Below are 23,782 nucleotides of genomic sequence, written 5' to 3'. Positions count from 1 at the left end.
CACTTGAGTCCCAACTCAGGACTTCTACCGTTCGCGTTGATCACTGACACAGATCGATTGATGTGTGATGGGCGTATATTTCCAATGCCCCGTCACGCAGCAAGCCCRACAAAATGCATATATCTCATTGAACCGATGTCATTTTTACAGCTGTCTGCGCATCGAAAAACGCCATCGCGCCGGTAGGTATTCGGGGGAACCGTCCATGAAGATGCATCTGGCTGCTTCGAAAGCCCGCGCAATGTTTGGCGTGTCGGTCGCTATACTGGCAGCCATCCTCCTGGCAGGTTGCCGAGACGAGGAGGAGGCTTCAGAGCGTCCACCAAGACCGGTCAGAACAGTGGCTGTTTCATTCAACCCCGAGGATACTTACGGGTCGCTCGTCGGCGAGATCCGGCCGCGCACAGAAACCAGCTTCAGCTTCCGGCAGGGTGGCGAGGTTCGCGAGCGCGACGTCGAGATTGGCGACCTCGTGAAAGTGGACACTGTTCTCGCCCGCCTTGATACCGAGGACGCGCAGGACGCAATGCGAAAGGCCGAAGCAAATCTCTTTGCGGCTCAGGCCCAATCCCAGAACGCAGAGACCGAGCGCGCGCGTCAGCAGCAGCTTTACCCACGCACATCCACCCGTCAGGCTTTCGATGCAGCGACCGCCCAGGCGAGTATGGCACAGGCTGGCGTAGACGCGGCACAAGCGGGTCTGAGGATAGCGCAGACCAATCTTGATAACCGCGTTCTGAAGGCAAATGCCGCAGGCGTCGTTACCGCTATCGGAGGTGAAGTAGGACAGATCGTCGGCGGCGGACAAATGGTGGTGCGCGTTGCACAGCTTGGAACACGTGATGCCGTCTTCCAGGTTCCCGAAGCCACGATCCAGACGACCGGAGGCGATGCCCGCGTCGACGTGCAGCTTCTCAGCAATCCGAGCATCAAGGCGACAGGAACGGTTCGAGAGATTTCGCCGACCGCTGATCCGATCACCCGCAACTTTACGGTCCGTATCGGGCTTGATAGCGCGCCGGACGAATTCCGCTTCGGAAGCGCCGTGCGTGGCAGCATCCGGCTTTCCGGTGAGCCGGCGGCGCGGCTGCCGATAACGGCGTTGTTCAGCCAAGGAAACGAAAGTGCCGTCTGGGTTGTCGATGCGGCCAGCAAGACGACAAAGCTTGTGCCAGTCGAGGTGCATCGCTTCGACACGAAGGATTTCCTTGTGACCAGGGGCCTTTCAAGCGGAGACAATGTGGTGATTGCCGGAGTGCAGCAACTGCGTCCCGGCATGCCCGTTCGCTTGCTTGAAGGAAGCGTCGAATGAAGGAGGGCTTCAATCTATCGGGCTGGGCGATCCAGCGACAGAGCCTTGTCATTTTCCTCGTGGTTCTAAGCGCCATAGCGGGCATTCTTGCCTACATCAATCTGGGACGCGACGAGGACCCGGAGTTCACCTTCAAGACAATGATCGTATCGGCCGGATGGCCGGGCGGGACGATCGAGCAGACCACTGATCAGATCACCGACCGTCTGGAAAGGACGCTCGAAGAAGTGCCTCATCTCGACAGTCTGCGCAGCCTGACAACGGCCGGACAATCGATCGTCTATGTCACGCTCGACGACTCCACGCCGCCCGATCAGGTCGGAGAATCCTGGTACCAGGCCCGCAAGAAAGTCGGAGACATGATATCGACGCTGCCGGCAGGCGTGCGCGGCCCTTTCTTCAACGATGACTTCGGCGACACCTTTKGCATAATCTATGGCTTCACTTCCGATGGCTTTACCGATCGCGAAGTCCGCGATTGGGCCTACGAAGCCCGTACCCGCCTGCTCAAGATCGATAATATCGGAAAAGTCCAGCTTATCGGGACCCAGGACGAGACGATCTATATCGAATTCTCAACCGGGCGGCTTGCAAGCCTCGGCCTCAGTGCCKCGACAGTGATCGGAACCATACAGGCGCAGAACGCCGTCCTGCCTGCAGGTCTCATCACCTCGGCGCAGGATCGAACAATTCTTCAGGTTTCCGGCAGTCTCGCCGACGAGGCAACCCTCCGACAGCTGAACATTCCAACCGCATCCGGCTTTGTGCGCCTCGGAGATATTGCCAGTATCGTGCGCGGAACGGTGGATCCGCCCCAGCCACGATTCCGCATCAAGGGTAAACCGGCTATCGGTATCGCCATCTCCATGGCGTCGGGAGGCGACATTCTGCAGCTTGGCCAGAATATCGAAGCGACGATGCAGAAGCTTGAGGACGATCTGCCCATTGGCATCAACCTCACACACGTCGCGAGCCAGCCTGCGGTCGTCAAGACAGCGATCCGGGGTTTCACAACCTCGCTCGGTCAAGCTGTCGTCATCGTTCTTGGTGTGAGTTTCCTGGCTCTCGGGATACGAGCCGGCATCGCGGTTGCGGTGTCAATCCCGCTTGTTCTTGCCCTAACCTTCCTGTTCATGGACATCACCGGCATTGCCCTACAGCGCGTATCGCTGGGAGCATTGATCATCGCGCTGACGCTGATGATCGATGACACGATGGTGACCGTCGAGACGATGATGGCGAAGCTTGAGCAGGGTTAAGAGCGGGTTCAGGCCGCGTCCCACGCCTACACGTCAACAGCATTTCCGATGCTGGCCGGCACGCTGGTAACGATTGCCGGCTTCATTCCTGTCGGTTTTGCAAGCAGCTCTTCGGGCGAGTATGCGCGATCCCTTTTTCTGGTGATCGGCTTCGCGCTCATCGTGTCGTGGCTGGTGGCGGTATTGCTGACACCGATCGTTGGTCTTGCCGTCCTCAAATCAGGGGCTGCAACGGGTCCGAAGGAGGATGGAGCACTCATCCGCGGCTTCAAGAACCTCTTGTATGCCTGCATGCGAATGCGCCTCTTGGTCGTGCTCGCCACCGTCGCTTTGTTTGTGGCAGCTCTCCTTGGATCGTCCGCCATGAAACGGCAGTTCTTTCCGGCGTCCGACAGGCCGGAGCTTATCCTGCAGCTAACCCTGCCGCAGAGCGCGTCGCAGGAGGCAACCGCTGTCGAAGTCTCGAAAGCGGAAGAAGTTCTTGCCGCTGACGAGGATGTGGCCGACTGGAGTTTTTATATCGGCTCCGATCCGGTTCGTTTCTATTTGTCGATGGACCTGCAGGCTCCAGCACCGTCCCGTGCCCAGGCGGTGGTGATCGCCAAGAGCGTTGGCGTGCGTGAGGCGCTGCAGGCACGCTTGCAAAAGGCACTCGACGAGAAATTACCCGATATCATCGTGCGCGTTTCACCGCTGGAAATGGGACCGCCGGTCGGCTGGCCCGTTCAGTATCGCGTCAGCGGACCTGATATTCCCGGCGTGCGGAATGTCGCTTGGCAGGTCGCCGATGCCATCAGCAAGGTTCCCGGCGTCGTTCAGCCGAACCTCGACTGGAGTGAACCGGTTCGAAAAATCGTCATCAATGTCGATCAGGATCGTGCCCGACTGGTGGGTCTCAATTCCTCTGTGATCGCCCAGACGCTGTTTGCCACGGCATCGGGAATTCCGATCACACAGGTTCGAGACTCGATCTACCTCATCAACGTGGTAGCCAGAGCGGCTGCMGACGAGCGCGTCGACATCAGCACCATCCGCACGCTGCAGATCCCGGTCGGCCCCAACAATACGGTGCCCCTCTCCAGCATCGCCACGATCGACTATCAGACCACACAGCCCGTCATCTGGCGTCGCGATGGCTCGACGACCATCACCGTCCAGGCAGATACCGCCGAAGGCGTGCTGGCGGCCGGTGTCGTCGAGGCTGCCGCCGCCAAGATCGACGAGCTGCGCAAGGCCAACCCGCGCTATCCGATCGAGGTTGGTGGTGCAGTCGAAGGTGCAGAAGAAGGGCTCGCGTCAGTTGTTGAGATGCTTCCAGTGATGGCAGTCATCATCCTGATCGTGCTGATGTTTCAGCTGCAGAGCGTACAGCGACTGCTTCTGGTCATCAGCGTTGTGCCTCTGGGGCTGATCGGCGTGGTGCTGATCATGCTGATAACCAATACGCCGGTGGGTTTCATCGCCGTTCTGGGGATGATTGCCCTCATCGGTATGATCACCCGAAATTCCGTGGTGCTCATCGACCAGATCGACCTTGCCATTGAAGAAAAAGGCCGGACGTGGCGCAGTGTGATTGATGTTACCGCCCAGCGTCTGCGACCGGTCTTTCTGACCGCGGGATCGACCGTACTCGGAATGCTACCAATCATCCGCGATCCCTTCTGGTCACCCCTTGCCTTTACCGTCATCGGCGGTCTGGTGGTCGCCGCGGCGCTGACACTGATCTTCCTGCCGGTGCTCTACGTCCTGTGGTTTCGCATTCCGGCCAAAGCCAAAACCGAGAATATCGAAACCTCAGCAACGAGACCGGCCGCCGCTGGGGGGTGAGAGCTCTCCAGCCGCAACCATCCTGGAACCCAAGAATGACCAACATTTCCAATCCGACACAAGCAGGTCTCATATAGGAGGAGTAGGCATGTCTACCTTGATTGCAATTGTTTATCCTACCGAAGCCAAAGCTGAAGAAGTGCGTCAGCGCTTGTTCGCAATGCAGAAGGAATACCTGATCAAAGTCGGGGATGCCGTGATCGCGACGAAGACCGAAGGCGGAAAGATCAAATTGAATCAGCTGGTCAATACCACGGCCGCCGGTGCTGCATCGGGCAGCTTCTGGGGCTTGCTGATCGGTGTTCTGTTTCTCAATCCACTTTTGGGCGTAGCCATGGGTGCTGCATCCGGTGCGATCGGCGGAGCTCTGACGGACGTCGGTATAAACGACGTCTTCATGAAGGATCTCGCTGCCAATCTTGAGCCGGGTAAAGGAGCCTTGTTCGTGCTGATCCAGGAGATGACAGCAGATAAGGTGCTGAAGGAAATATCCTCTTATGGCGGCGTCGTGCTCAAGACCTCGCTCGACGAGACGAAGGAGCAGGTTTTGCGTGACGCGTTGCAAAAGGCAACCGCCGTCAGCTAGTGCAGTCGTGAGGTGTATCTAGCGCCTTTACATGACAGGGCAGACGACTGACTGCCGGGTCTCAGAGAGGGCCTTTCTTAGTGCATTCCTATGCGAGCCCAAGCTCCGCCACTATCAGCCGGAGCTTGGAAATTAGATCAATATTCAAGGGGCGAGTATGCAGGAAGCCAGCGGCAATCGCATGATCGGTTCGGTAACAGCCGGTATTCTTGTGCTTGCTTTGCTCTATGTCGCCCAATCGATCTTCGCACCGCTCATCTTTTCCTTGTTCGTCATTGCCCTGGTCTGGCCATGTCAGGCGGCCTTGCAGTGCTGGCTTCCAAAGCTTGTTGCCCTTCTCATCACGCTGGTCGTCACCATGGTTGTTATTGTGGCCATCGGGTCCTCGGTGGCATGGGGGTTTGGCAAGCTAGGGCAGTGGCTGTTCGTTAACGCGGACCGTTTCCAGGCGATCTATGTCGACTGGACAAATTGGCTGGAAGGGCACGGCGTTGCAGTCGCGGGTCCCTTGGCCGACCGCTTCGATGTTGCCTGGTTGGTGCGGTTTGTGCAGGGGATGGCCGGCCGCGTAAACAGCTTCGCCGGTTTCGCACTGCTGGTCTTCATCTTCGTCATGCTCGGCCTCCTTGAGGTCGAGGACTTCAACAGCCGGCTTGTCGCGCCCGCAGCCCAACCCCATGGAATACGCATCCTGACGGCCAATCGCGTGATTGGTGCAAAGCTGCGTCGTTTCATGATCGTGCGGACGTTTGCCAGTATCCTGACCGGGTTGGTGGTCTGGCTTTTTGCGCTGGGCGCAGGGCTTGAACTTGCCACCGCTTGGGGCGCAATTGCTTTCGCGCTCAACTACATCCCTTTCCTCGGGCCGTTTGTCGCAACCGCGCTTCCAACGCTGTTTGCAATTGCCCAATTCGACAACTGGCAGACGGCAGTCCTCATTTTCGCGAGCCTGAACGTCATCCAATTCATCATCGGGAGCTATCTGGAGCCGCGGCTTACCGGTGCCTCGCTGGCAATATCCCCCTTCGCCGTTATTTTCTCAGTCTTTTTCTGGAGCTTCATGTGGGGCATATCGGGGGCCTTCATCGGCGTGCCTATCCTGATCGCGTTCACTGTCTATTGCGCAGGCACACCATCTGGAAAGTGGGTCGCAACGCTACTGTCGGGCGGCTCTAAGGCAGACGCGGACGATGGATCATGAAGCAGGATCTCCAGCGGGCACAGAGATACGTTAGACCCCACTAAATCAACTTGAAAACGCCATAAACGACGCCGCCTGACGCTTGTGCATCTGACGGTTGAGAAAAGACGTCGAAAGGGGTAGATTGCGGCAGGGAGGAATATCGAGTGACACGGCAGCTTTGACGCAAGACAGAGACGAAGGCTGAAGAACCGGCTTTCGCCGCGCAAAGTGGTCTCGCTTCAACCGCTGGCAAACCACTACGCATCATTCAGACATCATCAGACCCTCGCTCTTGGGGCCAAGAGGAGAGTAAGAATGAACTGCATAACCGTTCTCTCAAGCAGCCTATCGGTCAGTGCATACTTGGCTCGGAATCTCGAACTCGAAAGGATCGTCGCCATTTCGAGCGTGGTTTTTAATGCAAACCCGAGGGACACCAGTCAGCGCTTCCCACTCCTGCACGGAAGCCTTCATCACTAAGCCTGGTAGGATAAGTCGGCAAGACGGCGACAATATGGTTACCGGGCAAGCAGCGCCAGACGGTGCCGTCTTGCCTCCGGTCAACTGGAGGTGACGCGATGACAACCGAAGACGTCATGACGTATGCCAGATTGCCGGAACGGCAACTGGACCACGCGAACCTTGCGAGCTTGGATTGCGAGGCAGTTGATACGATGCCGGAGGAAGGCAGACCTTCGTTCCTGCCTTCCTTTGAATTTTCGACCGAGGGGCTGTCGCGACCGGATCAGTTTGCAGCATGGCATAATAGCTTCGCACCTATGCTCGAGCTTTCTGACACCGATCCAATGACGGCCAACTTTAGCGGGCGGCAGGAGCTTTGGGACCTTGGCAGTTTTGTACTTGCTAGGATCAGCACTGACAGCCTGGCTTTTTCCAGCCTTCCAGGACATGTTCGGCGAGATCCGGTCGACCACTGGACGATGACAGTCTTGCTGTCCGGGAAAATTAGCACTGAAACGGCAAGACACGCGTTTTCCGCCGGTTTAGGTGAAGTGCAGATCCATTCGCTTGGTCGCTCTTTCACCGGCATCGTCGATAAAAGCGAGATGCTTATGCTGTTCGTGCCGCGAGATCTTTCTCTCGAAACGGCGGCCACGCTTGGCTCGGCCGAATTCTCGACGCTTGGGACAGGCATGGGACGACTGTTCTCTGACTATCTGATTGACGTGGGCAATCGCCTGCCAATGTTGGCCCAGGCTGACCTGCCTGGGCTGGCCGCAGCCACACGGGCAATGATCCTTGCCTGCGTTTCACCATCCGCAGATCATATCAAGGCGGCAGAAGGGCCGATTGCCAATGTGCTTCTCGAAAGGGCGCGCCAGCTGGTGCAATGCCGGTTACTCGACCCAAAACTCGGTAGTGAATTGGTACGCCGGGAGCTCGGCATCTCGCGCACGCGGCTGTACAACTTGTTCGAGCCCTTCGGCGGGGTAATGCACTACATTCAGCATCGTCGATTGCTCAGCGCTTACGCCGCTTTAACCGACCCCAACGAGCGGCGTCTCATATTCCAGATTGCCGAAGAGCGCGGGTTTAGCGACGGCGCCGAGTTTGGCCGCGCGTTCAAGCGGGCGTTTGGCCATAGCCCGAGCGAGGTCAGGAACCGAGGTGGTGGCGGCATTCCACTTCGCCCAGACCTCKAGGATTGCCCGTCTGAGGAAAGACTTGGCGTGCTACTGAGGAGGTTGCAGGGTTAGCCCTGACCGTGCACCCGGGCGAATTGAGCACCGGCGCACACGTCTGCAAGAACCGGCGTTTGCGAGCGTTCTCGATGATCCTTGCCGGCAGGTGGAGCCTTGCTCGGATTCAAGGCTTGAAGCCCGTAATTTCACCGGACAAGAAAGCMAAGAGCCGCAGCGTTGGCAAGGTCGATAAAGAAAGCCGAAACGAGAGGCAGGATGATGAACGCGATCGTTGCGGCACCATGGATTTTGGTCACTGCGGTCATATTCGCGATCGCTGTGGGGGTCGCACCCAGTGAAATGCCGCAGAACCCGGCCGAAATGACCGCCGCCTCATAGTTGCGCCCCATAGCCGGAAACACCACGAAAAGGATATAGGCCACGGCCGCGATCGTCTGGATTGCCAGGACGATGATGAGCGCCAGCCCGAGCCCGCCTAATCCCCACAATTGCATGCTCATCAGCGACATTGCGAGAAACACATTCAACGAGAGATCTGAGATAAGTGAGAGCGCGCGGCTGCGCGTTGGCCAAGGCAGGTTCGGCGCCACGGACGGGATGGTGTTCGTCATCACAATAGCGACCAGCAAGCAGACAACGAAGAGCGGAAGATTGATGCCGGCGTCCAGGATAATTTCATGCAATGCGTATCCCATGAGGATAGCGATATTGGTGACGAGGAGAACGCGCAAAAGGCCGATGTAGCTCACCTCGTCATCGTGAGTGCGGGCTGCTGTGCTTGACACTCCTATTGTAAGTTCTTCGTCTTTGCGCCCGCTCAGTCGATAACGGGTGATGAGGTACTGCGCGATCGGTCCACCGATGAGACTGGCAATCACGAGACCAAGTGTAGCGCTGGCAATGCCCACCTCCAGAGCGCTCGTCAGTCCGAAACGATTGGTGATGATCGGAGCCCATGCGATGGTGGTGCCATGACCGCCGATAAGGGACGTCGATCCCAGCAGTATCGCCATCCCCGGGGGGAGACCAAGCAGATTGCTGGTTCCGATGGCAATTGCGTTCTGGATGACAAGGAAGACAAGCGTGATGGCGAGGAGGATGAGAAGTGGCTTTCCGCCTGCTACAAGATCGGAAAGCCTGGCGTTCAGCCCGACGCCCGTGAAGAAGTAGAGAAGCAGCATGTCGCGTGCGGCAAGCGTAAAACTGATCTCGACGGAAAAGAATTCGTAGGCAACGAGCGTCGCCAACGCCGCGAGAAGCCCGCCGGTGACTGCTTCGGGAATGCTCCAGCGCGCCAGTGCGGGAATGACGCGATTGAGATTGGCACCAGTAAAGAAGACGAGAATTGCGATGGTAAAGGACAATAGTCCCGGAACCTGTATCAGCGACATGTGTTACCCTTGCTGACGTCGCGGCCTTGCCGCATTTGCGGTAGTAGGATCAACTGTTGATTCAACCCGCGTCCGCCCGGATAGCCGGCAGCTTAAAAGCGCCAGATCAGGGGTACGATGAATACTGAGACGACAAAGAACCAGATCAGCAACGGCAAGCCGAGCTTCCAGTAGTCGTTGAAGGCATAGCCCCCCGGTCCCATCACCATCAGGTTCGTCGGTGTCGCAATCGGTGTCAGGAAGGCGCCAGCTGCTGCAACGGCCGTGCTCATAAGGACTGGACGCGGAGAAATTCCCATGGCGGCCGCCGCCGCAACACCGATCGGGATGACAATCAATGCGGTTGCGGTGTTGGAGATGAGTTGCCCCATGATTGCCGTCAGGACAAAAAGTCCGGCGAGCAGCGCAACTGGACCGGCGTCACCCACGAGGTTCACAAGATGCTCCGCCATCAGTTTCGCCGCACCTGTTTCTACCATTGCCGTCGAAAGCGGCATCATCGCCCCAACGAGAATGACAGTCGTCCAGCCCACAGCCCGATAGGCTTGCTCGACATTCATGATACCTGACAGGATGATCGCACCTGCAGCAAGCAAACCAGCCACCGCCGGCGGCACGATACCGGTGGCAAGCAGCAGAACCATCGCGATCAGGATGATAACGGCCTGACGCGCGCCAGGACCCATCGGGACCGCCTGGCGTCTGACAAGCTCGGGCGAATTGACGACCAGAATGTCGGGATCGTTCAGATGCACATCGAGCGCCTTCCACGTTCCCTGCAACAACATTGTATCGCCTGCCTGCAGGACGATGCCGCCTGCTTCCTTTGTTGCTCTGCCGGGCGATAATCCGGTGCCGGCGCGCTGGACTGCCAGAATGATCAGATCGCCGCTCTCGGTGACCATGCCGGGAAAAACTGTTTCACCGATGAGGCCGGAGCGCGGTGGGATGACGACCTCGGCAAGCCCCGAGCTGCGATTAAACAAGGTTTCCTCGCCCTGACCGGTCGCCTTGTCGTCGCGAAAGGCGAGGTGCATTTCGGCGGTGAACGCTGCGGCGACTTCAGGCTCGCCGCGCACGAGAAGATGATCGCCCTCGGCGATGACGGGCCGGCGCAGTGGACCGGCCGTTTCGCCCTCTTGAATCGCGACGATCTGCAATCCCGGATGGGCCGAAAGATCCAGATCGCTGGCGGCTTTGCCGACATAGGGTGAGCTTGCACGCACTCGCATCTGGTAGATGCCGCTTGCGAGGCCGTATTGCTCGACAAGCGTCTTGGCATGGTGACTGAAATCGGCCGGCATGGTTGCGCCGTTACGCTCGGGAAGCAGCTGCTTTCCGAAGAGAATGATGATGACCATGGTGCCTGCTAGGAGCGGAATGCCCGCAAGTGCAAATTCGAAGAAGCCGAACCCACCGACGCCTGCGTCGAGCCCTGCTTCCGAAACCAGCACGTTGACCGGTGTGTTCCGGTCAGGGCCAGCATCGAGCCGGCATGCGCGGAAAACACCAGCGGCATCAGCAGCTGCGACGAACTGCGCCGGAGGCGGACAGCTATGACAACCACAACCGGCAGCAGGGCGGCGACAGCGCCATTGACGCTGATCAACGCGGTCAGAAGCGATACAAGTGCCATCGTCAGGAGGAGAAGGCGTGTCCGGCTTTCCTCGCCGGCGCCGCGGATCAGCAACTGTCCGGCCCAGGCAGTCACTCCGGTGACCTCGAGCCCGGAGCTGACGACGAAAAGAGTGGCGATGAAGATGACAGCTGGATCGCCGAAACCGCCAAGAGCCTGTCCCAGCGTCAGGACGCCGCTCGCCCACAGTGCAAGCGCCGTCAGCATGGCCACGAAGACGACCGGTAGCTTGTTCCAGACGAACAGTAAGACGGCAGCGGCGATGATAGTTGCTGTGTATGCTATTGGACTCAACCGCCCTGCTCCCTCTTGCCTTTGCCCTAACCGTACAAATCAAGCAGGCCTAGCGCAGACCTCCATGAGCGCCGGGGCGACTGCGGCCGACCAAATCAACCTTCCAGAACACGTCAATCGCCGAGTGTCGCCATGAGTATGCCCAGACGGCAGCCCTTCTCGTATTCCTTGAGGTTCACATATTCCTTGATGGTGTGAATCTCGGCCTGCCCAGCGCCGATGGTGATGGTTGGTACGCCATGCTTGTCGAGCCAGTTGGCATCCAATCCCCCGTTCGAGAAGACATAGACCGGCTCGATGTCGAGCATCTGCAACGCTTTCGTCGCGCGCTTCACGATCGGCGTGTCCTTGCCCAACTCAAATGGCGGATAGGATGGCTTGTGGCTGAACGTCACCTCTGCCTTGTCGCCCTGATCGGCGGTCACTTCGCTCTGGGCTTTGGCGAACGCTTCCTTGTAGCCGTTGGCGATCTTCGTCGCGAAGGCAGCTTCAGGGCTGCGCGCTTCACCCTTGATGAAAGCGTAATCGGTCACGACGTTGGTCGCATCCCCGGCAGGCTTGTTGTCCTTGCCACCGAAAATTCCGACGTTGCTTGTGCCGCGGCCGTCCGGTTTGACAACTTTGCCGAACCAGCCGTTATGTTTTGCTTCCGCCAACGCCATGGCGCCAACCAGCGTTGCCGAAATACCCTTCTCTGGCGCCACGCCGGCATGCGACGCGCGACCTTTGATTTCGACTTCCCAGTTTTCCTGCCCAACAGCGCCGACGATAAGTTCCGCAGCCATCTGGCCATCGACATTGATGCACATAGCCGCTCCGTTGAGATCAGCAGGGTTGAGTTCCCGTGCCCCATGCAGCCCGCTCTCCTCGCGCACGGTAAACAAAAGCGTGATTGGCGGATGTGGCAGCTTGTGCTTGATCACCGTCTCGGCAACCACGACAAGAAGGGCCACTCCGGTTCGGGCATCGCCGCCAAGTGCAGTGGCACCGTCGGACACGATGCGGTCACCCTCGCGCTTTGGTTTGGCGCCCGCGCAAAGTGGCACGGTGTCAAGGTGGGTGGAAAAGAGAAGCCGTGGCCCCGGCCGCGTTCCCGGGATATCCACGATGAGATTGCCTGTTTCGGTCGGCAGCGGAATACGCTTGTTGGCATCGTCGAAGCGAATAGCCGATTCCGGGACGCCGATCTTCTTCAGGGCGTCGCAGACGGCAAGGCCGATGTTCTTCTCTTGTCCGGTGACACCTTCCACTGAGAGGAAGCGCATGAGGTGGTCTTCAGCTGCGGCGACGTCGAGAGGAATTGAGATGTTGCTCATGATGTCCATCCATTCATTCGAGTATTTATTCGTTTACGGATTGCCGGCCTGGCGTCACAGGCCCCATGGCAGCCCGAGAGCCTTCCAGACCGCAAAGAGGCCAGTCCACAGCACGAATATCAGCACGACATACGGAAGCATCAGAGAGACGATCGTGCCGACACCAGCAGACTTGTCGTATTTCTGGGCAAAGCCGACGACCAGCGCGAAATATGCATTGAGCGGGGTGATCGCGTTCATCGGTGAATCACCGACGCGATAGGCGGCAAGCACAGCTTCCGGTTCGACGCCGAGCTTCATCAGAAGCGGGACGAAGACCGGAGCGAAGATAGCCCATTTCGCAATGGCGCCGGTGAGCAGAAGATCGATGATTGCGACCACGACGATAAAACCGATCAGCAGTGGCAACGCGCCAATATTGGCCGCCTGCAACACGCCCGAGAGGCTGAGCGCCATAACGGTGCCGATGTTCGTATAGGTGAAATAGGCAACAAACTGGCTGAGAACGAAGAACAGGAAGATTGTGCCGCCCATGTTCTTGATCGACTTTTCGATCGCCGCGATGACCTCGGCAAGCGTTTTCAACGTACCGGCGCCGATGCCGTAGGTCCATCCGGTCACCAGGAAGATTAGCATGATGAGAGCAATCAGGCCGTTCATGAAGGGTGAGTTGCCGATGAGCTCTCCGGTATCGGGATTGCGCAAAGGCGCGCCGCTCGGGACGGTCAGTAGCAAAAAAACAACCAGAAGGCCGATCAGGCCATACAGTGCGAACCGCAAACCGCGCGATTCCTGCTCCGAAAGGGTAGCCCCCTGAGCCTGCACACCGCCTTCCGCCGCTGCCGGATCATACTCTCCAAGCCTGGGGGCGATCATGCGATCGGTGATAAAGGCAATCAGAACGGTCAGGAACAGCACCGAGGCGATGGAAAACCAAACATTGGACGCCAGACCGATTGACCGTCCCGGATCAACAAGATGCGCCGCGTCATTGGTGAATTCAACGAGCACGGCATCGAGCGGTTTGATCAGCATGTTGACCGTAAAGGCACCGGCCACGGCGGCAAAACCAAGCGCAAGACCAGCCAACGGGTGCCGCCCGACTGCCAGATAGGCAACACCGGCGAGCGGTATCAGCACGAGATAACCGGCATCTGCCGCGATACTTGCGAGGATACCGACGAAAGCCAGGATATAGGTCAACGCCCAGCTCGGGGAGACAATGACGAGCTTGCGGATCAGCKCCGTGACGAGACCGGATTCTTCGGCGACGCCCGCACCGATCATGGCAGCAATCATCAACCCGACAGCCGTGAAGCTCATGAAGTTCGGAATGAGGGATGAATATAGAAAGCGAATACCCTCCACATTCAGAAGGCTTCGGATCGATGTCGACGCCTGCTCGATCTCATGCGTATCGGGATTAATGCGCTCGTAGCTCACGCCCATTCCGAAAGCGCCAAGCACGGCTGACAAGAGGATGACGATGCCAATCAGGATCAGGAAGATGATCACAGGATGGGGAACCATGTTTCCCACCTTTTCGACGCCGTCGAGGAACCTCTGCATCGTGGTCTTTGATGCGGCATTGGCAGTGGCCATGTCTTGCCTCCAGTTGAACCGACGTGTGTCGCACCCAAAGGGGTGGTCAATAAGCTTGGCTTGATGCGTTGCCTTAACAGTGGTCGACCGGCGAATTGGCGCGGCTCTCAATGCGTGTCCGTCGCCCGAATGGAGCGCTATGGATCCACCGCTCTTTCGTGCCGACGGCAATTAAGGCCTTTGCATGCACGGAACAAAAAGACGAAATAATTCAATATACTAAGCGCTACTATTGCCTGCCCGTTCACCATAGCCGGCCGCAACATATGTCAAGATCAGCCCGATCATTCGGTGACGAGAATGCCGGGTATCGCAAAAATCCAGCCGGCGTCAGGATTGCCCGCGTTGAGAATTTGTTGGCCCATAAGCCGCTCACGTGAATGACGCCGACCATGTTTCATATTCATCATCCGTCAGCGTGGGCACGCTGCGATGTAGCGCCGACCGTTGCGATCCCGAAACTCGCACTGCCCAGGACGACCGGCCACATTGCCGATCACGGCGCCGGAAGCTCCACCGATCGCAGCGCCAACGGCGGCGCCACGAACATCGTTCGTGACGACACCGCCAACCACCGCTCCCGTCGCGGCGCCAATACCCGCACCCTGTTGCGTAGGCGTGCAGCTCGCAAGCGCCAGGCTTGCCATGAAGCACAGCAGCAATCTATTCATTGTTCTCCCCTTTACGAAGCTCGACAAGTCCGAAGACGGTAGGAGAAGGGCATCCCTCGCAGTGACTATAGTGTGGCCAAGATGTCTGTGATCGGCATAGAATCCAAAAACCAAGCTCTGAGTTCAAATCTCTTGACGAAGTGGCTGGCCGATCAGGTCGGATGCATCGCAAACGAGGCCGCCGTTCTGCAAGTACGGCGTGGGCGCTTCTGACGACCCGCGGGGCATAACCGTGGCCTCGATGTCGTTCTAATGTCAGGACGCCTCCCACCTCCCAGACATGCTCGAATTGGAAAGCGGTGAATCTAGCTGATTGAGCCTGTGTTGTTATGTAGCGCAAGTGCCACGGCGTCGATCTTAAAAATTATTATATTACTTTCGGTTGCATTTTGATGCAAACCTCGCAATGATCATCCGGTGACCGGAGGTTCCAGCCATGAAGGCCAAATCGCCCACATCGATCGATGTCTATGTCGGCAGCAGAGTAAGAGCGCGCCGCAAGCTGCTCAGGTTATCGCAGGTCGGACTTGCCGAACAGATCGGCGTCACCTTCCAGCAGATCCAGAAGTATGAAAAAGGCATAAACCGCATTGGCGCGAGCAGGCTGCAAACGATCGCCAAGACATTGGGTGTACCCGTTCAATTCTTCTTCGAAAATGACACCGAGCCTGCCGCCTACAGCCTTGTCAGCAACGGCCGCGATGACGTGAATGCTTTTTTGATGTCGAAGGATGCTCAGGCACTCAACCGCGCCTTCATGGCGATCGAGAGCCCAGAGATTCGGCAGAAGCTCATTGGCCTGGCCAAGAGCCTCGCCAGGAACACGACGTCCGACATTGATGCCGTCACCCACCCAGAGGCCGGAGCCTGAGGAATTTTCGTGATCCATCTCCAGACCTTTGGCGAGTTGCGACTGACGGACGGCCTCGGCACGCCGATCCGTTATCCGGTCAAGGCTCTGGTGATGTTGGCCTATCTATATTGCTCGCCGGATCAGCAGCGAAGCCGACAAGAGCTTGCGCGGTTCTTGTGGAACGAGACAGGAGATCATCTTGCGGATCTCAATTTGCGCAAGCTGATTTCACGCATTCGCGACACAACGTCCATTACCGACGAACAGATACTGAGTTTTGGGCCGCCTTTCGTCGGCCTGAACAAGAACATCCTATCGGTTGATCTCGACATATTGCGCCGGGAAGAGCAGCCGGTGGCGCAACTGGCCGTCGTCAGCGACCTAGTGCAACGTGGCTTCATTCCCGGTCTCAGCGCGTCAACCAAGGCAATCGATGGATGGATCGAGCGCGAACGGCAGCTGCATTTGCTCACCCTGAGGGACATCTTCGTCAGGGCGGCGGATCATATTCGCGACGATGAGCAGCGCCGCCTTCTGCGACGCTCGGGTCTTCAACTTCTTGAAGCCTTTCCCGGTGACGATCAGATCCGCTCTATCCTTCGTGGTACGGCAGATGATCATTCGCAAAGCCGCCCGCCGGCGGCGAGAGCCGTGGCAACGGCGCGCAGTCGCATCGTCGAGCAGCAAGACGCCGGCTTGCCGCAAATCATAACCACGACATCTGTGCCGCGGCTGGTACTGCTGCCCCCCGGTGCGGCTGGCCTGACACGGGAGGCGGCAATTGCCGACGCCCTTATCGAGGATGTCACGATCGAGCTCTGCGCTCTACGCAACATATCCGTCGTCGCACCCCATACGGCCGAGCAGATCCGCCGCGACTCCGACAAGGCGACCATCGTTCAACGGCATTCGATTTCCTACCTCCTGGACACACGGCTTTCCGGAGAGGGGCTTTTTGCACAGCTTATCTATTTTCCAACCGACGAGATTTTGTGGGCAGCCCGATTTGACATGGCGGTCGAAACGCTGCCGACACAGAGGCGCTTGATCGCCCAAAAACTTGCCGATGCCGTCTCCGGACAATTGAAGCGAAACGAAAGCATTCGCCTTCGTAACGAGGCGGATCCGCAAGCCTATCATTCCTATCTCATCGGCGCCGGCCTGCTCACCAAGCTCAGCCTGCCGGATATCCGGCGCGCACGGAAATCCTTCAAGCGCGCACTGCATTTTTCTCCGGACTATGCCCCTGCTTTCACGGGTCTGTCACGGACATTCACCAGCGAGTGGCTGTTGACCACGCAAGGCGATCCCGCCCTGCTGCAGCTAGCGGAGGATCAAGCACTTCGGGCGATTGAGAGGGATTCAGAATCGGCAGCCGGGCATCGGGAACTTGGCGTAACGAAGCTTTACCAAGGTGCTGTCGATGACAGCGTTGCAGCACTCGACCTCGCCGAAAGCCTCAGCCCGCATTATGCCGATGTGATCTATAGCCATGCGGACACGCTGGTCCATGCATCGCGGCCGCAAGATGCGCTGGAGAAAATCAAGAAAGCGATCTCGCTCAATCCGATCGCACCCGACGCCTACCTCTGGTGTGCGGCTGGGGCGAGCTACTTCCTCGAACACTACGAGGAAGCACTCGCCTATGTCGACCGGATGAAAGACAAGGCACCGGCCTATCGCATCGCGGCCGCCAGCTGCGCGATGATCGGCGATCGAAAACGGGCACAGTTTTATCGGCAACGCGCCGAGCTCCTCAATCCTGCTTTCGAGGTCGAGAAGTGGCTCGCCTTGGTGCCCTTCAAGGAGCAGTGGCAAAAAGAGCTTTACCGAGACGGTCTTTTCAAGGCCGGATTTTCAAAAACCTGAAGGAGAATATTATGGCAAAAGTTGTTGTATTGGGTGTAACAGGCGAAAAGGGACTCTGGCTCGTGGATATCGCCGCGGGCACAGTAACACCGGTGCAGGTGCCCGCCAGCGGCGATCTGGCGGCAGCCGTCAAGCAGCGCGATGCCGGCGGCGTATTCATCAAGAATGTCGATTTCGCAATTGCCGTCTCCTCGGCTGATACGGTCTTCTCCGGCCACGTGGACGGCTAAGGCGCGCGACGCTGACCGGTCATTCCGACCTTTATTCCGACCGAACAATTGCGCCGCGGGACACATTGTCCCGCGTCGCTCACTATTTGGAGGCGATGGGTATCACCCGCCTGTCACGACAGACTGATCTCGATTGTGTCGGTCTTCCGGTCTGGTGCGCCTTTACCCCAAACTCCCGCTCCATTGTCATCGCGCAGGGCAAGGGACTTGAGGATATCGACGCCAAAGTCTCGGCGGCGATGGAGGCTCTGGAACGCGCGGTAGCGGGCGAACCCATCACCGTCACCACGGTTTCGTCGGTACGAGAGCTCAGACGCCGGGGCGATTGCGCCGAACCGCTCGACTGTCTGATCGCAAGCGGCGAGCAGGTCGTAGGCGAAGACGAGCAATTGGCCTGGAGTCTGGCAACCGAGCTGCTTCACGACCAGCCGATTTATGTCCCGCAGGATGCCGCCCTCCTCGACCGAACGCGGCATAACCGGTTCTGGATGTCGTCGGATGGTCTTGCCTCGGGCAACACCATGGAAGAAGCAATATTCCATGGCATTCTGGAGCGCATCGAACGCGATGCCCATGTGCTTTGGCAGATTGCCAGCGATGACAAGCGCGACGCATGCTGCGTCGATCCCAAGAGTTTTGGCGACGCCGCGCTCTCGGGCCTGATCGACAGGATCGAGGCCGCCGGGCTCGTCTTGAAAGTCTTCGATATCACGAGCGATATCGGTATCCCCTGCTATACTGCGCTCGTCGCCCCATCAACGGTCAACGGCAAAGTGCCGCTCCGGTTCGTCGAGGTAACCGGCGGCAGCGGCGCTCATCCCTGGGCCGTGCGGGCGGCAATCCGCGCCGTAACGGAAGCGCTTCAGTCTAGACTGACCTATATCAGCGGCGCCCGCGACGATGTCTGGCCCGAATTGTTCACGACGCCGCTTCCGGCACAAACCCGTAGCGCATTTCTCGCCACCCCCGTTTCTGTACCTGCGGCTGGCATCATAAGACCGGCCGGGAATATATCCGTCCTGTTGCGTGAACTGCTGACGAGACTTCGCGCCAGCGGGATCGGCTCGGTGATTGCCCTTCCCCTGACGCCTGCGAACCTGCCATTCTCGGTGGTGAAGATATTCATACCCGATCTCKAGAACCCCGAGGGCAACAGGCTCCATCGTTTCGGCCAACGCGCCCTTGCAAGGGCGATGCGCTGGTGAAGGTCGTCTTCATTGGMCCGAGCTTGCCTGACGCAGCAAGCCACGCCGCTACGGATGTCGTTTTCCGGCCCCCCGCTGTTCAGGGAGATGTGTTAAGGGCGGTGGAAGATGGCGCAAACATCATCGGTTTGGTCGATGGCGGCTTTGAAAATACCGCGCCGGTTTGGCATAAGGAAATTCTCTTCGCTCTCTCCCTCAATGTCGCGGTCCTGGGCGCCGCCAGCATGGGCGCCTTGCGCGCCGCCGAATGCCAAGCGTTTGGAATGATCGGCGTTGGCCGGATTTTCAACGACTATGTCAATGGAACAATCGTCGACGACGCCGATGTCGCGCTTCTGCACGAACCGATGGAATTGGGCGGCAGAGCGCTGACCGTGCCGATGGTCAATGTGAGAAGCACTTTGGACGAGATGGAAAGGCTGGAGCTCTTCGACAAAGCCTTTCGCAAGGCTCTCGAACGAACCGCCGCAAACCTCTTCTTCAAGAAGAGAAGCTGGGCACTCATCGTTTCCGCATGTGCGGCAATACCGGCATCGCAAAAGCAGTATTGGCTGGCCATGCTGAAGACTTACGCGATCGATCAGAAACGGATCGATGCCTTGGCTCTTCTTGAAGCTGTTCGCGACGCGGATGATCAGCGCGTGCCGATAAATCGCCATTGGGAATTCAGGAAAACCACGCTGTGGTCAAAACAACTGTCCCGCTCAAAGGCTTCGGTCATATTACACCCATAAGGTGTTTCACGCGTTTTTCACGCACTTTAGTACTGAACTTTCCCTATGGTCATTCCGGCATCTGGAGAATCGATATGTCGGTCATAGGGTCGGGAAAGCTTCAGCACGCAGCGGCGACAGCCATGGATGATCTTGACGAGCTCACGGCTTTGGCTCGGATGATCACCTATGCAAAGGCGGTAGCGGAAGATCTGAAGATCGAACTAGGCGCTCAGTCTCTCGACCTGGCGTTGACCGCGGTTACGCGGGAACTGCGCAGGGCGACGGATGCAGATCTTCCTGGTCTGGAACCGTTGCTCGCGGATGTGAGTATCGAGCTGCACTGATCGACCCTGCGACTAATATCTCGGTCATTGTTTCACTAAAACTCGTTGAGCGCTCTCTCATCCAAGATTCGTTGGCGCGGAAACAAAGCTGGCAGAACATACTGGGACTCGGTGGCTGATTTCGCGCCTGTCGATGCGGTCAGCCGAAGGCTGCATCCAAACGATTCCGAGAAGGAATCCCGATCGCGCTTGGTGCTCAGGACGCGTCTTCGCGTCAAAATGAAGTCAGGTCGTCGATTTTGAGTTCACCGCGATACTGTCTCGGCGAATGAACCGGCTCGGAATGACGACGCGCAGTTCTCGCCTCTCATCCGACTTTTCCATCCTGGCAATCAGGAATTCTGTCGCGGTCTCCCCGAGAGCCTCCATGGGTTGCTCGATCGTCGAGAGCGGAGGCGCACAATATTCGCAGACCGGAGATCCGTCGAACGAGACGATCGACAGGTCTTCAGGTACACGCCATCCCATCTTCTGAACCTTGCTCATGAAGGAGATTGCCATATCGTCGCTCGTCGCCACGACAGCGGTCGGCTTTTCGTCGAGTCTTGCAAAGTCCTCGGCAGCCTGCAGACCCGTTTCAAATCCGAACTGGAAGGTGAATTCGCCACCGGCGCGCGTTACATGCCGTTCGGAAAGCCCCTCCTCCTGCAAGGCCTCGACGAGACCGGCATAGCGTTCGATATCGTGATAGTTGCCCGTCGGACCGGCGATGTAGAAGAAGCGGCGGTGCCCGAGCGCCAGGAGCTCACGGCCAGCCTCTTTGACAGCCTCTCTGTCGTTGGTGATGATGCTTGGAACAGAAGTGTCGCTCATATCGAGCAAAAGCGAGACGATCGGCAGACCAGCCTCGGCAAGCGATCTGTTTGCGACCACCGGCAGCTGCGACGACAGGATCAGAGCCCCCCTCACCGTCCCTCCGAAGGCAAGGTCAAGGATATGCCGCTCGGAACTTTCGTCGCGGTCGAGGTTGGCAATCATKAGATTGTAGCCGTTGCGGATGACTGTACGATTCACGGCCTCCAGAACCTGGGGGATGATCTGGGATGCGCCATAATGCAACGAACCCGGAAGGATGATCATGATCACGTTGGATTTGCCGACGCGCAGATTGCGGGCCGCGGCGTTGGGCGTGTAGCCAAGCTGTTCGGCTGCCGCTGCAATCCTTGCCCTGGTCTTTTCGTTGACTCGCCCCGGGTTGGCCAGAGCACGGCTGACGGTAGACGTCGCCACGCCGGCAAGGCGCGCGACGTCGGCCATCAGGGCAGATGATCCCTCTGTGGATAGGCTCTCTACGGTTTTCTTCATCATTCCATCCACTTAGCCCAGCGCTGGCGCGATCAACCACACCTACGATTCCTGTTATAGCAAACGATTGCCAAAAACCCGAAGAAATGGATTGCATATTTTATCGGCTTGTCTAATATCGAGGGATGGCAATCGATTGCCAATTGCCAATACATTGAATAATCTCAATAAAATCTGGCGCGAAAAACTCTCTTCGCGACGGATAACCTATGCCTGATTGGAGGGACAGTAATGGCCGCGAGTGATAATCTGCGTTTTGGTGTGGACCTGGTTACCTTCTTTCATCCGGGCTTCTGGGGCGTCGACAGCTACGACGCAATCGTCGAACATGCGAAGGCTCAGCCGCGGCAGTTCTGGGACAAGATCCTCGACAGTGTGCAAGCCTCGGGCGTGACCGGCGTCGAACTCACCTTCTCTCCCTTCAACTGGCAGGACGCGATCAAGACCTATGGGTCTGTGGAGGCCTTCGGCGCCGAGCTATCCGCTCGCGGACTTCAACTGGCCTCCGGCTTCTTCGCGGAACTGGAGGCTTCCGGCGATTTCACCGAGGCTCCCGCACAGGCGGCCATCATCGCCAAGGCCGAACAATATGCCGATTTCATCAAGGCGTCTGGCGGCGATATCATGGTCATCGGTGCGCCGATGCGCCAGACACCGGGCGAAGAGCCCGTGCATTTTCGCGATTTCGACCAGGCCAAGGTCATCGCCGATTTCCTGAACCGGCTAGGTGCCATCCTTTACAAGAAGGGCGTCAAGCTCGCCTTACACACGGAAGCGCATTCGATCTTTGCCGCTGCCCGCGACGTCGATCTTCTGATGCTGCTGACGGATCCGGCTTACGTGCATATGTGCCCGGACACGGCGCACATCATTCTCGAGGGTTCCGACCCGATCCAACTCGTCGATCGCCATCACGAGCGCATGATCATCGCCCACTGGAAGGATGCAACCGGCAAGATGCCGGCAGACACGCCGATCGGCGCCGACATCCATGAGCGCCACCGACCCTTCTTCTGCGGCTTCGGCCTTGGCCGCGTCGACTGGCCGGCCTGGATCCGCCTCTTGCGGGACCGCCAGTTCAATGGCTGGGCAATCCTCGAACTCGATGCCGCTGCCGATCCCGTTGGCGACATTGCCAATGGCCTGACCCTCGTGCGTCAGGCGCTGCTGCCGATCTATCGCTAACCGTACCTTGCAACCAAACGGCCCCGCAAAGAGGGCCTATTCAAGAGGTGGAACAATGAAGAAAATGACGCTCCTGCTCGCCGGTACCATGCTGCTTGGCGCTGCCGGCCTTGTGAATGCGGACGACAAACTGAAGGCCGAGGTCTTTACCTCCTGGACATCAGGTGGCGAGGGCCGCGCCGTCGACGCCATCAAGAAGGAATTCGAAAAGCGCGGCGGAGTGTGGGAGAGCTCCACGATCGCCGGCTTCGAAAATGCCAATGCCGCCTTCCAGAACCGCCTCGTCGCCGGCGATCCGCCGACCGCAAAGCAGGTCGTCGTCGGCAAGGACCCGGCCGAATTGATCGAGCAGGGCCTGATGAACCCGATGGATGAAGTGGCGGCTGCCGGCAAGTGGAAGGATGCGCTTCCCAAGGCGCTCTATGATTACATCACCTATGACGGCAAAGTTTATCTGACGCCGACCGGTATCCATGGCGAAAGCTGGATGTTCTATTCCAAGGAAGCCTTCGACAAGGCCGGCATCAGCGAAGAGCCAAAGGATTGGGATGCCTTCTTCGCCGACATGGACAAGCTGAAGGCAGCCGGCCTGACGCCGATTGCCTGGGGCGGCCAGGGCTGGCAGGAGGTAAAGGTTTTCAACATGGTTCTCCTGTCCCAGGTGGGCATGGACGGCTTCATGAAGATCTATGCCGACAAGGATCAGGCCGCTCTGACATCCGACGGTGTCAAGAAGGCGCTCGAAATCTTCGGCAAAATGCGGGCTTACGTCGATGAAGGCTCTGCCGGCCGCAACTGGAACGACGCCACCGCCATGGTCATCACCGGCAAGGCCGGCGTGCAGTTCATGGGTGATTGGGCTAAGGGCGAGTTCACGGCTGCCGGCAAAGTCGCCGACAAGGATTTCGGCTGCGCCATCTCTCCCGCCTCCCCTGGCCTCATTTATATCGCAGACGCTTTCGCTTATCTGAAGACGAACGACGCCAACCAGGACGCAGCGCAGAAGCTGCTGGCCGAGGTCGTCATGGACCCCGCAGTTCAGGTTGAATTCTCGCTGAACAAGGGCTCGATCCCGGCGCGCATCGATGTCGACAAGTCCAAGTTCGACGCCTGCACCCAGAAGGGCATGGCCTTCATGGCCGAGGGCAAGATCGTTCCCGAACACGCCATCACCACGACGCCGGAGCAGGTGGGCGCTCTGACCGACTTCATCGGCGAATTCTGGACCAATCCGTCCGCTGATGTCGATGCATCGGCTGCGCAGTTCGCCGCGATCTTCGAGTAAGATCGGACAAGCCTGTCGCCTGCACCGCACCACCGGTGCAGGCGACTTT

Annotated in this window: 17 protein-coding genes and 2 pseudogenes; 13 read left to right on the top strand and 6 right to left on the bottom strand. The window is 58.3% G+C overall.

Annotated features, from left to right (window positions below):
- The first annotated feature begins 205 nt into the window (after nt 1–205).
- From AC1DNW_RS24855 to AC1DNW_RS24835, 5 genes and pseudogenes are all read left to right on the top strand, one after another.
- Entirely contained in the window at nt 206–1,312 is a 1,107-nt protein-coding gene (locus AC1DNW_RS24855; RefSeq protein ID WP_113296930.1) for an efflux RND transporter periplasmic adaptor subunit, read from the top strand.
- A pseudogene (locus AC1DNW_RS24850) lies at nt 1,309–4,398 on the top strand (efflux RND transporter permease subunit). Before AC1DNW_RS24855 ends, AC1DNW_RS24850 begins: the two are co-directional and overlap by 4 nt.
- Nucleotides 4,399–4,486: 88 nt before the next feature.
- Nucleotides 4,487–4,984 (top strand): DUF1269 domain-containing protein, encoded by a 498-nt coding sequence (locus AC1DNW_RS24845; protein WP_113296932.1) that lies wholly within the window; start codon nt 4,487–4,489, stop codon nt 4,982–4,984.
- Between the two features lie 157 nt (nt 4,985–5,141).
- Nucleotides 5,142–6,185: an AI-2E family transporter gene (locus tag AC1DNW_RS24840; RefSeq protein WP_477854645.1), complete on the top strand. Its 1,044-nt coding sequence runs from the start codon at nt 5,142–5,144 to the stop codon at nt 6,183–6,185.
- Nucleotides 6,186–6,745: 560 nt separating this feature from the next.
- Nucleotides 6,746–7,885, top strand: coding sequence for a helix-turn-helix domain-containing protein (locus tag AC1DNW_RS24835; protein ID WP_477854644.1), 1,140 nt, complete (start codon nt 6,746–6,748; stop codon nt 7,883–7,885).
- 131 nt (nt 7,886–8,016) lie between these two features.
- On the opposite strand, the gene gltS is transcribed toward AC1DNW_RS24835, so the two are convergent.
- The 5 genes and pseudogenes from gltS to AC1DNW_RS24810 form a co-directional block, all read right to left on the bottom strand.
- Nucleotides 8,017–9,222 carry a sodium/glutamate symporter gene (gene gltS / locus AC1DNW_RS24830; protein WP_477854643.1) on the bottom strand — a complete coding sequence of 402 codons (1,206 nt, stop codon included), beginning with the start codon at nt 9,220–9,222 and terminating at the stop codon, nt 8,017–8,019.
- A 92-nt stretch (nt 9,223–9,314) separates the two neighbouring features.
- Nucleotides 9,315–11,152, bottom strand: a pseudogene (locus AC1DNW_RS24825) (SLC13 family permease).
- Between the two features lie 113 nt (nt 11,153–11,265).
- A complete protein-coding gene (locus AC1DNW_RS24820) occupies nt 11,266–12,468 on the bottom strand; it encodes a M20/M25/M40 family metallo-hydrolase (RefSeq protein WP_477832902.1) in 1,203 nt (400 codons plus the stop codon).
- A 54-nt stretch (nt 12,469–12,522) separates the two neighbouring features.
- Complete coding sequence (locus tag AC1DNW_RS24815) at nt 12,523–14,070, bottom strand: AbgT family transporter (protein WP_477854642.1); 1,548 nt, start codon at nt 14,068–14,070, stop codon at nt 12,523–12,525.
- Nucleotides 14,071–14,483: 413 nt separating this feature from the next.
- Nucleotides 14,484–14,741, bottom strand: a complete 258-nt coding sequence (locus AC1DNW_RS24810; protein ID WP_113296938.1) for a YMGG-like glycine zipper-containing protein — start codon at nt 14,739–14,741, stop codon at nt 14,484–14,486.
- Between the two features lie 436 nt (nt 14,742–15,177).
- Here AC1DNW_RS24810 and AC1DNW_RS24805 point away from each other — a divergent pair, with 436 nt between their 5' ends.
- The 6 genes from AC1DNW_RS24805 to AC1DNW_RS24780 all read left to right on the top strand — a co-directional run bounded on the left by AC1DNW_RS24805 (nt 15,178) and on the right by AC1DNW_RS24780 (nt 19,958).
- The gene (locus tag AC1DNW_RS24805) at nt 15,178–15,612 is read left to right on the top strand and encodes a helix-turn-helix domain-containing protein (RefSeq protein ID WP_113296939.1); all 435 of its coding nucleotides are present in this window, start codon (nt 15,178–15,180) and stop codon (nt 15,610–15,612) included.
- A gap of 9 nt (nt 15,613–15,621) precedes the next feature.
- Nucleotides 15,622–17,463 carry a peptide antibiotic resistance protein gene (locus tag AC1DNW_RS24800; protein ID WP_477854641.1) on the top strand — a complete coding sequence of 614 codons (1,842 nt, stop codon included), beginning with the start codon at nt 15,622–15,624 and terminating at the stop codon, nt 17,461–17,463.
- An 11-nt stretch (nt 17,464–17,474) separates the two neighbouring features.
- Nucleotides 17,475–17,693, top strand: coding sequence for a hypothetical protein (locus AC1DNW_RS24795; protein WP_007815536.1), 219 nt, complete (start codon nt 17,475–17,477; stop codon nt 17,691–17,693).
- 47 nt (nt 17,694–17,740) lie between these two features.
- Nucleotides 17,741–18,898 carry a YcaO-like family protein gene (locus AC1DNW_RS24790; RefSeq protein WP_477854682.1) on the top strand — a complete coding sequence of 386 codons (1,158 nt, stop codon included), beginning with the start codon at nt 17,741–17,743 and terminating at the stop codon, nt 18,896–18,898.
- The gene (locus tag AC1DNW_RS24785) at nt 18,895–19,632 is read left to right on the top strand and encodes a TfuA-like protein (RefSeq protein WP_477854640.1); all 738 of its coding nucleotides are present in this window, start codon (nt 18,895–18,897) and stop codon (nt 19,630–19,632) included. Before AC1DNW_RS24790 ends, AC1DNW_RS24785 begins: the two co-directional genes overlap by 4 nt.
- Before the next feature lie 122 nt (nt 19,633–19,754).
- Nucleotides 19,755–19,958 carry a hypothetical protein gene (locus tag AC1DNW_RS24780; protein WP_162747081.1) on the top strand — a complete coding sequence of 68 codons (204 nt, stop codon included), beginning with the start codon at nt 19,755–19,757 and terminating at the stop codon, nt 19,956–19,958.
- Nucleotides 19,959–20,183: 225 nt separating this feature from the next.
- Here the strand turns inward: AC1DNW_RS24780 and AC1DNW_RS24775 are convergent, their stop codons facing one another.
- On the bottom strand, nt 20,184–21,263 hold the full coding sequence (locus AC1DNW_RS24775; protein ID WP_477854681.1) for a LacI family DNA-binding transcriptional regulator: 1,080 nt from the start codon (nt 21,261–21,263) through the stop codon (nt 20,184–20,186).
- 231 nt (nt 21,264–21,494) lie between these two features.
- On the opposite strand from AC1DNW_RS24775, the gene AC1DNW_RS24770 reads away from it, so the two are divergent.
- Together AC1DNW_RS24770 and AC1DNW_RS24765 are read left to right on the top strand one after the other, a co-directional pair.
- A complete protein-coding gene (locus tag AC1DNW_RS24770) occupies nt 21,495–22,448 on the top strand; it encodes a sugar phosphate isomerase/epimerase family protein (protein ID WP_477854639.1) in 954 nt (317 codons plus the stop codon).
- Nucleotides 22,449–22,503: 55 nt separating this feature from the next.
- Complete coding sequence (locus AC1DNW_RS24765) at nt 22,504–23,733, top strand: ABC transporter substrate-binding protein (protein WP_477854638.1); 1,230 nt, start codon at nt 22,504–22,506, stop codon at nt 23,731–23,733.
- Nucleotides 23,734–23,782: the final 49 nt, after the last annotated feature.

The sequence above is a fragment of the Rhizobium sp. 05L429 genome (genome assembly GCF_056397645.1).
This window is presented reverse-complemented; position numbering and strand designations above follow the sequence as displayed.